Origin of the sequence: Carboxylicivirga agarovorans (assembly GCF_050589845.1) — a bacterium.
In the GTDB taxonomy this organism is placed as follows: Bacteria; Bacteroidota; Bacteroidia; order Bacteroidales; family Marinilabiliaceae; genus Carboxylicivirga; species Carboxylicivirga agarovorans.
The window spans coordinates 23077-35930 of record NZ_JBNGPA010000041.1; the positions used below are offsets into that span (position 1 = coordinate 23077).

Consider the following 12854-nt stretch of genomic DNA (forward strand, 5'->3'; position numbering starts at 1 on the left):
TTTACAGTTGTAATTACATCTGTAGATTCGATTAATTTACAAATGTATACTAGGCGGTTTTTGATTATGATGGTCTTAAATACTCAAAATTATTACAAGTGTATATCAAATGCAGGTATATAAAAAAAGCCCCGAGTAATCGGAGCTTTAAGTGGTGACTCAGCAGGGATTCGAACCCTGGACCCACGCCTTAAAAGGGCGTTGCTCTACCAGCTGAGCTACTGAGTCATCCTTTTTGCTTTTAGCGATTGCAAATATAGGCTATATCTGATTCACGTACAAATTTTATTTCCATAATTCTTACGCTATACAGGTGCTTATGGAAGCAAAATATTTATCCACTGGTGCTTAAGCGCTGATTATTTTTTGTAATCAGATTGGTAATTGGCTTAAACGACTGTCTGATGGTTTGCCATCTTTGTGGATACTGTTCCAGAAGCTGCAATATACGCACCCTGTTCTTGCGGAGGGCATCACTAATAGCTGGCGCTGTAATAGGTTTTGCCATATTGGCTCCAACGTCTGCGCTGGTTATTGACAGTCCCTGATGCTGCAGTTTATAAGCTGATTCTTCTAAACGATCCAGTAAACGCATGGTTTTACTGCTACGTGACTGTAATATTTCGACTGCATGGTCCGATTTAATGACAGCTGTGTTTTGCTCTAGTATCATGTAGTCTTCTTCGATCATAACATCATCACCTGGTGATATCATAAATAAGTTACATATGTAACTTATACAATTGTCAATTGATTGTTTACATTCTTCGAAGCTTAGATCTTTATTCAGGAGTTTTTGTTGAGCTGTTTCTGATATAACATAATTAACGCCATCTCTTCGACTCAGATCATTTAAATATGTATCTAACCAGTTTATTTTCCAGGACACTAAAGCCTCTTTACCCTTACTGACTTCTATCTGCTTATGTTCCAGTATATTTCTGGTGTGCCGCCTAAAGCTCTCTTCTTGTGTTTTAGATGCCAGATAGTTTTCAATGGTCATTTGGGCGAATCGACTTGCCATCTTGCCTATGATTGCTTTGTGACTGGTGTCTAAACGGGCCTGACCATCACTTATGCCAAAATTGCTTGTGTCATTACGGTAAAATAAATAGCTTAATATGGAGGTTTTTGCTGTCTGTATCCTGACCAGCAATACAAGATATGCTGATTCTGAAAAGAGGTTTAACTGGTTGAGATGTACCGGTTGCTGTTGCATAAATGGCAGCAATTCGGGACGCATCCACTGATAATCGGCTTTCTCTTTTGCAGCCGATAATAGTTTACTGTTAACGTCTTCTGCTATTATCACTGGCATTAAGCTTTCGCTTAGCTGACGATTCCACTCCAGGCCTTCCATCATGTCTTGATCTTCTGAAGGGTAAAATGTCATTATCCGATCAATTCCGTCCATAAACAACTGCCACTGCTGCATCATGTGAATGGCAGGGTGTACAATTGCTGTTTGTGTTATGGGAATTGGTTTATGCATAGACTTAAGCTATTAAGCAAAATTACAAAATATTAAGTAGAAAATTAAGTGAAACTTAAGCAAAATAGTGAAGTTAATTATTTGCTTAAGCTTGTATATTTCACTTAATAAGTTTTTAAAAAGCTGATAATGAGATGATATTTGTATTAGTGTCTTCCTTCAATAAATGGTAAGATAAAAAAATAATCAAACCTATTAAGAAAAAAATTAAGTAGTATGGAACGGTATCATCAATTAATTGAACAACTTGCAGAATGGTTTATGCAATTGTTTTTTGATCCTGCTTATCACCTGGTGAGTGAAGAAAGTTCTCAAAATATTATTGTCCGAAAAAAACAGGAGGTTTCTGATTGGTGGGTCAAACAAAAAGCTGCATTGCTTGAATTGGCTAAACCTTCAAAGCCTGATCTTTCTCATAAGATGATGATCAAGCTCAAAAAAAGGATTGATATCAATGATACTGTCTCACCTTTAGTTTTTTATCTCAGTCGGCGATGGCGTCCACTCATAAGCTGAGCTCCAGGCAATATAATTGGTTCAAATAGTTTATCCACGATGGTATTCAAGTAATTACTCTGATGATAAACCGTGCTTGTTGGACAGTTGACAAGGCAAACAATGTAGATGAGTAAAGGGCTGATTGTGCCGGTAATTTAAGCCATTTACGGCTATGTATTTAATGCGCAGTCGTGATCATACAACAAAAGCCACCTGCAGGACACAGATGGCTTTAGAAAGCATGAATGACTATTCATGGTTAATTGAATATTTCCTGCTCTCCGATATAACCTTCCTGAATGACGGTCATTTTTATGTTTTGACTGTTAACAACGCTGGCTTGTAATAAAATGGCAGGGACAAGCCGTTTACCGTTATTGACAGTTATATTCATATTAGATGGTGCTTCTCCATCTGAAATTTTGATGGCAGCATTGGCGGCTGCAAAAGCCAGTGATTCAATTGGCTTATATATGGTAATAGTTTGATTGCCGGCGACGATATTGCGCACAGCTTGAATATCAGCATCCTGTCCTGCTAATAGTACTTTACCATCTTTTTGGTGTTCTTTCAGTGCAGCGATGGCCCCCGATGCCAGTGCATCATTACCGCAGATTATGGCATCTACGTGATTTTTATCTTTAAGATATGCACTAAGGATACGATAGGATTCATCAGGCAACCAGTAATTGCAAAATTCGTCAAGTACCACATTCACATCACCTTTGTCAATAAGTGGCTGCAGTACATTCATCCAGCCAAGTCGCAAGAGGTAGGCGTTGTAATCGGAGGTAGGACCGCTAATTAAAACGTAATTACCCTCAGGGGCGATTTTAGTCAGGTAATTGGCTTGTAATTCGCCAATGTTAATATTGTCGGTTGAGACGTAATAATCCAGGTTGCAATCTTTTATCAGGCGATCATATGAAATAACAGGCACGTAATTCTGATGGGCCATTTTAACTATCTCACCGGCTTTCTCCAGATCGACCGGAACCACAACCAGTACATCCACTCCTTCATCAATCATCTGCTGAGCTTGTTGAAGCTGTTTATCCGGATCTGAATCAGCAATGGCAATCATACAAACACCGCCCAACTCTTCTACTTTTTCTTCAAATAAGGCCTTATCTTTGTTCCAGCGTTCAATCTCAAGGCTATCCATTAGAAAACCGATTTTAGGTTTCATCTCACATGAGGATAAAATGAGTAGTCCGATAAAACAAATAAAAGTCAGGTATTTAAGACTTTGCTTAAACAGTTGTTGACTTTTCTCACTAATAAAAGGTGCTGCCGTTTTATATTTGGCGATGGCAGTTACGGTATTAGCGGTATTCGTTGTTGTTTTGACGATTCTTTTCATACCGGATATTTTTGAGGTGGATAAATTTGTATTTAATTTACGAAAAATGAATCCCAAAGTAAAGAGTGTGACTAAAGATCATTGCTCTGATAATAATATTGAATAATTGTATGAGAATAAATAACAAGCAATATCGCACCGTTTGGTATGATGCCGAAAGTAATGTTGTATCGATGATTGATCAGGTAAAATTGCCTTTTGCCTTTGAAATCGTTGAATTAAAGGATTATAAAGAAACAGCTGAAGCAATTCGCAACATGACGGTACGCGGTGCCGGAGCAATCGGCGCAACGGCCGGATTTGCAATGGCACAGGCTTTTGTAAGTTTAAACGGGAATGCTGGCGAAATACAGATGGCCAAAGATTTTATTGAAGCGACCAGACCAACTGCTGTCAATTTGTTTTACGCTAGTAACAAAGTGTTTAATGCGGGTCAGGCAGGAGTGGAGCAAGCCGTTAATATGGCTCAGAATATTGCTGATGAAGATGCCGAAGGATGTCGTTTAATCGGTGAAAATGGTAATGAGCTGATCAAAGCCAACAGTCGTATTTTAACTCATTGTAATGCCGGATGGCTGGCTTTTGTTGATTATGGCTCGGCTTTATCACCTGTATATGCTGCCAAGGCTTCCGGTAAAGCGCCCTTTGTATACGCCGATGAAACACGTCCTCGTGGTCAGGGTGCCCGTCTGACTGCCTTCGAATTACATCACAATGAGGTGGATCATCGCATTATTGCCGATAATGCAGCGGCTTTTTACATGTCAAAAGGAATGGTTGATATGGTTATTACGGGGGCTGATCGTATAACGGGCAATGGTGATGTGGCCAATAAAATTGGTACTCTGGAGAAAGCAATTGTAGCCCGCGAATACGGTATTCCCTTTTATGTAGCCGCTCCTTTCAGTACCTTTGATTTTGCAACGGAATCTGGTGATATGATAACAATTGAAGAGCGTGATGAAGAGGAGTTATTGTATCATGAGGGGCCTGATAAAGATATGGTCATGCGTAGCATTCGCATGGCATCTCCCGGATCACACGGTTTGAATCCTGCATTTGATGTGACACCGGCTAAATATATTACTGCATTTATTACTGAAAAAGGTATTATAAAACCCGAAGAACTTTCAACTTATCGCTAAGCGTGTAAAAAGTCATGTTTTTTCATGACTTTATCTTATAAATTAATAAAAAAATAGGGTGTGTAATTTTGATTTAAATTAAATATCCCTATTTTTGCAATAGATTCACTCATTCGTGACCGAGTTTATGATGATTTATATTTATACAAATATTACCACTACAACAACTATCACCCCTTGGGGGGTATAGTCTTTTCATATCATCAGGTCAAATCATTATTGTATTTTATTAAGTCGAAAAAATGTTTGGTTGAAGCAACTGAATATCGACAAATACTATTCGTTAAATTGTTCATTATAAGCAAGGTGTATGTGTGATGCAGCACTTGCCTGAACCGAAAGAATAAATTATGAAAGTTTTAAAGTTTGGTGGAACATCAATGGGCAGTGCTGATGCCATTCAAAAGGTAAAACGCATTGTAGAAAACTGTCAGGCACCGGTTGCGGTTGTTGTTTCAGCTGTTGGAGGGGTAACCGATAAACTGGTTAAAGCCTCAGGTCTTGCAAAAGCCGGTAAGGATTATTTACCCATATTAAACGAAATAGAGGCAACGCATCAGCAAATTGTTAATAATCTGTTTGATAAGGAGACATCTGAGCAGGTTGTGGAGCAGGCAGCTACTGTGTGGAAGGAGTTGCAGCAGGTTTTGAAAGGAGTAAGTTTAACCAATGAGTTAAGCACCAAAAGCTACGATACGATAGTAGGAATGGGTGAGCGCTATTCATCGTTGATTTTAAGCAATTTGGTTGAAAAGGCTGGTTTGTACGATAGCCGTCAGTTTATTAAAACAGAGCTGAACGGGAGGGGACATCATGTGAAATTGAATGATACCATGCAGGCCATTGCTGAGTTGAAGTTCTCCATGAGTGAGGTGGCTGTTTTTCCGGGTTTTATTGCTTCAAATGATAAGGGAGAGAATACAACTTTAGGGCGTGGTGGCTCCGATTATTCTGCTGCTTTGCTGGCGGCAGGTTTAGATGCTGAAATGCTTGAAATATGGACGGATGTGGATGGTTTTATGTCGGCCGATCCTAGGGTTATAAGCCGTGCATATTGCATTGAACACCTGAGTTATGCCGAGGCGATGGAGTTATCGCATTTTGGTGCCAAGGTGATTTATCCGCCTACAATTATTCCGGTATTGCAAAAGCAGATACCTGTTAAGGTTAAAAACACGTTCAATCCCGATGCCAGTGGAACATTGATTGATAATGATAAAGAAGCTTTGCAAAAAGTAAAAGGCTTGTCATCCATTAGGGATGTATCATTATTGACTCTGCAGGGAAATGGAATGATTGGTATTTCTGGCATTTCCATGCGTATGTTCAGTGCCCTGGCAAAGCAGGACATCAATATTGTTCTGATCTCGCAGGCTTCAAGTGAAAGTAGTATCAGTGTTGTGCTGGCGTCCGAAGATGTTGAAATGGCCCGCCTGGCCCTTATCAAGGAGTTTGAAAAAGAGATCGCTCGCCAGGAAATCAATGGTGTCTCAGTGGAGAAGGAGATGGCTGTTGTTGCCATTGTAGGTGAAGGTATGAAGCATACTTCTGGTGTATCAGGACAATTGTTTAATGATGTTGGCCGCAATGGTATTAATATCTATGCCATTGCACAGGGAGCCTCGGAGCTGAATATTTCTTTTGTTATTCACGAGCATGATTTACGAAAAACGCTGAATGTGGTACATGAGGCTTTTTTCCTAAGTCAGTACCAGGCTATACATATGTACCAGGTGGGTGTTGGCACCGTTGGTAAAAACCTCTTACAAAAAATAGAACGACAATCGGAGCGCTTACTTAAAACTGAACATTTGAGTATTCGCCTGGCTGGCCTGGCCAATTCAAGTCAGATGATCTTCAATGATCGTGGGCTTGAGCTTGACTCAGCTGTTGATGTTCTTAAGCATGCGAGTCCTGGTAATATTGAACAGTTTGTCAGTCAGATAATTGCCAATAATCACTCCAACAGTGTATTTGTCGATTGTACTGCCAGTAGCCTTGTTGCTGAACAATATGAACGCTTGCTCGAGAATAATATATCGGTGGTGACGGCCAATAAAATTGCCGGTTCATCGGCCTATGATCGCTATAGTAAGTTAAAGAAAACCGCCCGTCAAAAGGGGGTTAAGTATCTGTTTGAAACCAATGTAGGGGCTGGTTTACCAATTATTAATACCATTAATGGCATGGTGCAGAGTGGTGATCGCATTTTACAGCTGGAAGCGGTATTGTCGGGTACTTTAAACTATATTGTCAATAATGTGAGTGCTGAAAAGCCACTGTCTGAAGTAGTTATCGAAGCAAAGGAAAAGGGTTACAGTGAACCCGACCCCCGTATTGATCTTGGAGGTACCGATGTGTTACGTAAATTATTGATCTTAGCGCGTGAGAGTGATTATGCCCTTGAGGAACATCATGTTGAGAAAGAGCCTTTTGTGCCACAGGAGTTTTTCACCGATGAATCGGTGCAGGATTTTATCGAGCGACTAAAAGGCTATGATAAAGCGTTTGAAGAAATGCGTAGCAAAGCAGAGGCCAGGGGGCGCGTTATCCGTTACGCTGCTTCGCTAAAAGAGGGCAGGGCTAAAGTTGGCTTTATTGAAGTCGATGACAGTCATCCTTTTTATAACCTGGCCGACAGCAATAATAAAGTTATTCTGCGTTCCGACTATTATTACGATCACCCGATGGAAATAAAAGGCTATGGTGCCGGTGCTGATGTAACAGCTGCTGGTGTATTTGCCGATATTATCAAAGTAGTAAACCTTTAATCCTGTTTTATAATGAAATACTTAGTTATTCTGGCCGATGGTTTTGCCGATGAGCCCATTGAACGATTAGGAGGCAAAACACCCATGATGGTTGCCGATACTCCGCATATTAATGCTTTGTGTAAGATGTCGCGTTGTGGTACATTAAAAACAGTACCCGATTCTTTACACCCTGGCAGTGAGGTGGCCAATATGACCATTATGGGCTATGATGCAGAAAAGTACTACGAGGGCCGCGGCGTTCTTGAAGCAGCGGCTCTTGGTATTGATGTTGATCCCAGTGATCTGGTTTTTCGCTGTAACCTGGTAACTGTGGAACAGGCTAAGTTGCAAAATCATTCAGCGGGACATATATCAACTGAAGAAGCTGAGCAATTAATTATTTCTCTGAATGAGTACCTGGGAAATGAAAGGGTACAGTTTTATACAGGTGTAAGTTACCGGCATGTGATGGTTATCAAGGGTGGTCAGGAAGGTGTAGTATGTACGCCTCCACATGATGTTCCGGGTGAATATGTTGAAACAGTATTGCCCAAGCCAATGGAAAGCAATGATACGGTGAAGCTTCTGCGCCAGTTGATGTTTGAATCCAATGAATTGCTGAGCAATCACCCTGTCAATGCGCGTCGTCGTGCAGAAGGTAAGGCGCTTGCCAATATGATATGGCCCTGGTCGCCGGGTTATAAACCGCAAATGCCCACAATAAAGGCCTTGTATGGCTTAGATAGAGGTGCTGTCATTTCGGCGGTCGATTTAATTCATGGTCTGGGCAAACTGGGTGGTTTACAATCCATATTCGTGGAAGGGGCAACGGGCTTATACACTACTAATTATAAAGGAAAAGCCGAGGCTGCTATTAAAGCTTTGGAAGATGGCAATGACTATGTGTTTTTGCACATCGAGGCGCCTGATGAAGCTGGTCATGAAGGGGATGTAGAGCTGAAGATTCGCACCCTGCAAGATATTGACCAGAAGGTTGTAAAGCCGGTTTTAGACTATCTTGAAAAGGCAGGGAGTGAACTGACGGTGGCGTTTCTGCCCGACCATCCAACGCCTTGTGAGGTGCGTACCCATACCAGGGAGCATGTGCCGTTTATGATATATCGGCCGCAGCATGCTGCTGATGCAGTAGAGGTGTATGATGAGCAATCGGTTAAGGAAGGGGCAATTGGCTTTCTTGACCAGACTGAGTTTATGCAAGTATTATTATCCGGAAATAAATAGTCTATGTTGTTTTACAGTACTAATAATAAGGAGTTAAAGAGTGATTTAAAACAGGCTGTTATCCATGGATTGGCTGCCGACAAGGGTTTGTTTATGCCTGAATCAATTCCTGTTTTACCGGATAGTTTCTGGGATGAGTTACCCCGCTTGTCATTGGGTGAAATAGGCTTTGAAACCTTGAAATATTTCTTTTGCCCGGAGATTCCCGAAGATGAATTTCGCCAATTGACCAATGAGGCATTTAATTTTCCTGTGCCTGTAGTGCCGGTATCATCCAATATTTCTGCTTTGGAATTGTTCCATGGTCCGACACTGGCATTTAAGGATATTGGCGCCCGCTTCCTGGCGCGTGTGATGGCGCGTTTTACCAGGGATTATGAACGTGATATTAATGTGCTGGTGGCAACTTCTGGAGATACAGGCAGTGCTGTGGCCAATGGTTTCCTGGGTGTGAAGGGGGTAAATGTCTTTGTTCTATACCCCAAAGGTCTGGTGTCTGATGTGCAGGAAAAGCAATTTACCACCCTTGGGCAAAATATCACTGCTATTGAAGTGGATGGTACGTTTGATGATTGTCAGCGTTTGGTAAAAACGGCTTTTATGGATGATGGACTGAAGCAACAATTGACGCTTACTTCTGCCAATTCCATAAACCTGGCTCGTTTCCTGCCGCAAATGGTCTATTATTTCTTTGCTTATGCACAAGCTGTTGAGCAGGGACATAAGGAATTGGTGGTATGTGTGCCCAGTGGTAATTTCGGTAATTTAACTGCGGGATTAATTGCGCATCGAATGGGATTGCCTGTTAAGCGTTTTATTGCTGCAACCAATATCAACGATGTGGTGCCAAAATACCTGGCCTCTGGTCATTACCAGGCGGCTCCCGGTATAGCGACGCCTGCCAATGCTATGGATGTGGGGGATCCGAGTAACTTTATACGGATCCAAAAGCTCTTTCAGCACGATCTAAACCGTATTACTGAGGTAATGACTGGTCTTTCGGTTAATAATGATGCTATTTTTTCTACGATAAGGGATGTGTTTGATTCTGAGGCTTATGTGCTCGATCCGCATGGGGCTATTGCTTACTACGCACTTGATAATTGTTTGGAACAAGGTGAGCATGGCATATTTCTTGCGACTGCACATCCGGCCAAGTTCCCTGAGACGGTTGAGAAAATAATTGAGCGTCGGGTGGAACAGCCTGATCGATTAAAAGCTTTTCTTAACGGAGAAAAGAAAGTGGAGAATTCGTCTGGTTTATACGAAGAATTTAAACAAGTAATATTGGACAACGCACTATAAATGCTGGCTTTTTTTTAAAAAATAAACTTAATTTTTAAGATTTTTTTAAAAAAAAACTATTTTTACGGCCATTGAAGTGAATTGTACCAATTAAAATAAGTTAAAAAGAGAATTGTTATGAAGTATTTAGCAACTTTATCCCTTGTGTTATTGATGTCTTTAGGAGCTATTGCTCAGGAAGAAAGTGCGGCAGAATTGAAAAATCAGGGAAATGAAGCGTTAAGAGCAAAGAATTACAAAGGAGCATTAGAGTTATTTGAAAAAGCTATTGGAGCTTGGGGCGAAGAGGAAATGGATGCGGCTATGGTGTATAATGCAGCAACCAGTGCACGTAAGATCAAAAATTACGAAAAAGCTGAAAAATACTACAACGAATCAAAGAATTTAGGTTACAAAGCTGATGTTTCTACTTACTACATTGCTTCTTCTTTGAAGAGCATGGGTAAGAACGAGGAAATGGAAAAAGTTCTTTTAGCAGGTATTGAAGAATATGGTACCAGCAAGTATGTTAGCCACATGAAAAAAATGTTGGCTGGTTACTATGTGAAAGAAAGTAATAAGTTGTATCAGAAAGGTCAGGAGACGCTTAATACACGTGGCGAAGGTAATCGTGACCAGTGGGATGCTATCAAGGCTAAAGCTAAAACTGTTTTGGATGAAGCTAGTGGTTTAGCTAAAAAAGCTATGGAGTATGATCCAACTAACAAAAATGCACAAGCTATCTTAACAGGTATCGAAGGATTACTTAAGAGCTAAGAAATAACTCATTAGAGTAAAAAGAAAGCGACGGTTTATTGACCGTCGCTTTTTTTTTGTAACCCTTTTTTCTCAAAAGAGTGTCTATTATTATAAAGCAGACATTATTTTTGTACTTCAACCCCTAAAAACAAGTATTGAATGAAACAGTTATTTATTGGATGCATGCTCTTTTTTGGTGCTTTATCTGCGATTATAGCTCAAAATGCAGATGTTACCAAGAGTGATGCCATTATGCAAGAGAGTCAGATGCAGTATCTTGCAGCTGCAGAATTATACCAAAAAGCCGGTGAGCTTTATGAGGCGGACGGCAAAACAGATGCTTTCTGCTACTTTAAAGCGGGACAGAATTATACCAAAGCTAAAAAGTATGCCTCCGCATTGCCCATGTTAGATAAGGCGAGGGCTAATAGTTATGACGAAGCAGATCTATACCTTAGTTACGGTGACGCTTATGCCGGGGCTAAGAAATTTGCTGAAGCTGAAAAGGAATTACTTGACGGTAAAACCAGGTATGCTGATAAAAGTGGCGAGTTTAATAAAAAACTTGGTTATCTGTATTTTAATTCGGGCCAGTATGAAAAGGCTGTGGAATATTTGCAGGTGGCCATTGAGGCTGAGCCAAACAATTATACCTATCATTATCTGCTTGGTTCTTCATACGAGCGAATGAAAAAATACAAAGAAGCAACTGAGGAATTGGAAAAAGTAGTGGCTATCAAGTCTAATCACAAAAACAGCATTAAGAAGCTGGGCGTAATCTACTTTAAGCAAACCGATTATTTGTACACAAAGGAAACCAAGCGCTATGAGGCTATGAAAAGTCCTACACGTGTTGATTATCACAATTCCACCAAAAAACTGGAGCAAATTGCTCAGGGCTATACAAAGGCTTTGCCTTACCTGGAGAAAGCGCATGGCTTTTCGCCTAAAGATAAGGCGATCATCAGTTGTTTAAGTGTGGCATACCGTCGTTTGAAAATGGAGGATAAGGCGGCCCAAATGGCTGAGCTCCTGAATTAACAATGCATTAGGCTGTGTTCGAATTTTATGGTCGAACTCAGATTATTAGTGAATAGTTAAAAAGATCGCATTGATGTCTGATGATATTAATGCGATCTTTTTCTTTTTTGTTAGGGTTTTGCTCATTCCAATCTCGATAACTTCACTTCGGTACTTTCTCCTTGAGCCCTGGTTAAAAGATAATAATGGTGCTTTGGGATATTTTCGTTGTAAATTAATGAATATAAAGGGCAATAAATCAATCCCAGGCTGTAAATAGCGGGATGAAGGCCCACAACCACCTCAAGTGCGCCCTGAAGCCTTCTCGCCAACCTTGGCCCGGACTATTACTCAGACCAACGCACTTTTTATTAACAGCTTTGAATATTTTATCCACAAATTTGCACAAATTGTATTCCTGCGGAATTGATTACCTGGCTGTAAATAACGGGCTGAAGGCCCACATCATCATAGCCTGGGGTAAAGCGTAGCGACACCCCAGGATCAGTCATCCCCATCATCCCGCTGCAACGGGGAATATATTAATGTGGGAATTAGTTTGCAGCGGAATAGGTAGTTATATAGTTAAGGGGATAGCATGTTGATTTACAGCTTTTAATATTATATCCACAAATTCCACAAATTGTATCCCTGCGCAATTCTTAATCATTTCACCAACACACATCTATTACACGGATTATTCCTTCGGAATTGATTACCAGGCTGTAAAACCGGGCTGAAGGCCCACATCATCATAGCCTGGGGTAAAGCGTAGCGACACCCCAGGACCAGTCATCCCCATCATCCCGCTGCAACGGGGAATATATTAATGTGGTAATTAGTTTGCAGCGGAATAAGTAGTTGTATGATTAAAGGATAGAATGTTGATTTACAGCTTTTAATATTATATCCACAAATTCCACAAATTGTATCCCTGCGCAATTCTTAATTATTTCAGCAATAGACTTCTATTACACGGATTATTCCTTCGGAATTGATTACCAAGCTGTAAATAACGGGATGAAGGCCCACTTCCTCATAGCCTGGGGTAAAGCGTAGCGACGCTCCAGGACCAGTCATCCCCATCATCCCGCTGCAACGGGGAATATATTAATGTGGTAATTAGTTTGCAGCGGAATAGGTAGTTGTATGGTTAAAGGATAGAATGTTGATTTACAGCTTTTAATATTATATCCACAAATTCCACAAATTGTATCCCTGCGCAATTCTTAATTATTTCAGCAATAGACTTCTATTACACGGATTATTCCTTCGGAATTGATTACCAGGCTGTAAAT

At 40.6% G+C, this 12854-nt stretch carries 9 protein-coding genes and 1 tRNA gene; 7 read left to right on the forward strand and 3 right to left on the reverse strand.

Features of this window, described 5'->3' with window-relative positions:
* Positions 1 to 152: 152 nt before the first annotated feature.
* Positions 153 to 228 (reverse strand) — tRNA-Lys (locus ACRD69_RS22735).
* Between the two features lie 106 nt (positions 229 to 334).
* Positions 335 to 1492, reverse strand: coding sequence for a hypothetical protein (locus ACRD69_RS22740; protein ID WP_430817456.1), 1158 nt, complete (start codon positions 1490 to 1492; stop codon positions 335 to 337).
* 216 nt (positions 1493 to 1708) lie between these two features.
* On the opposite strand from ACRD69_RS22740, the gene ACRD69_RS22745 reads away from it, so the two are divergent.
* Positions 1709 to 2008 carry a hypothetical protein gene (locus ACRD69_RS22745; protein ID WP_430817457.1) on the forward strand — a complete coding sequence of 100 codons (300 nt, stop codon included), beginning with the start codon at positions 1709 to 1711 and terminating at the stop codon, positions 2006 to 2008.
* 241 nt (positions 2009 to 2249) lie between these two features.
* Here the strand turns inward: ACRD69_RS22745 and ACRD69_RS22750 are convergent, their stop codons facing one another.
* Entirely contained in the window at positions 2250 to 3353 is a 1104-nt protein-coding gene (locus tag ACRD69_RS22750; protein ID WP_430817458.1) for a substrate-binding domain-containing protein, read from the reverse strand.
* A gap of 110 nt (positions 3354 to 3463) precedes the next feature.
* On the opposite strand from ACRD69_RS22750, the gene mtnA reads away from it, so the two are divergent.
* The 6 genes from mtnA (at position 3464) to ACRD69_RS22780 (ending at position 11577) form a co-directional block, all read left to right on the forward strand.
* Complete coding sequence (mtnA, locus tag ACRD69_RS22755) at positions 3464 to 4498, forward strand: S-methyl-5-thioribose-1-phosphate isomerase (protein WP_430817459.1); 1035 nt, start codon at positions 3464 to 3466, stop codon at positions 4496 to 4498.
* 350 nt (positions 4499 to 4848) lie between these two features.
* A complete protein-coding gene (gene thrA / locus ACRD69_RS22760) occupies positions 4849 to 7269 on the forward strand; it encodes a bifunctional aspartate kinase/homoserine dehydrogenase I (RefSeq protein ID WP_430817460.1) in 2421 nt (806 codons plus the stop codon).
* 12 nt (positions 7270 to 7281) lie between these two features.
* Positions 7282 to 8493: a cofactor-independent phosphoglycerate mutase gene (locus ACRD69_RS22765; protein ID WP_430817461.1), complete on the forward strand. Its 1212-nt coding sequence runs from the start codon at positions 7282 to 7284 to the stop codon at positions 8491 to 8493.
* A gap of 3 nt (positions 8494 to 8496) precedes the next feature.
* Positions 8497 to 9798 (forward strand): threonine synthase, encoded by a 1302-nt coding sequence (thrC, locus tag ACRD69_RS22770; protein ID WP_430817462.1) that lies wholly within the window; start codon positions 8497 to 8499, stop codon positions 9796 to 9798.
* Positions 9799 to 9915: 117 nt separating this feature from the next.
* Positions 9916 to 10554 (forward strand): tetratricopeptide repeat protein, encoded by a 639-nt coding sequence (locus tag ACRD69_RS22775; protein ID WP_430817463.1) that lies wholly within the window; start codon positions 9916 to 9918, stop codon positions 10552 to 10554.
* Positions 10555 to 10695: 141 nt separating this feature from the next.
* The gene (locus tag ACRD69_RS22780; protein WP_430817464.1) at positions 10696 to 11577 is read left to right on the forward strand and encodes a tetratricopeptide repeat protein; all 882 of its coding nucleotides are present in this window, start codon (positions 10696 to 10698) and stop codon (positions 11575 to 11577) included.
* Positions 11578 to 12854 lie beyond the last annotated feature (1277 nt).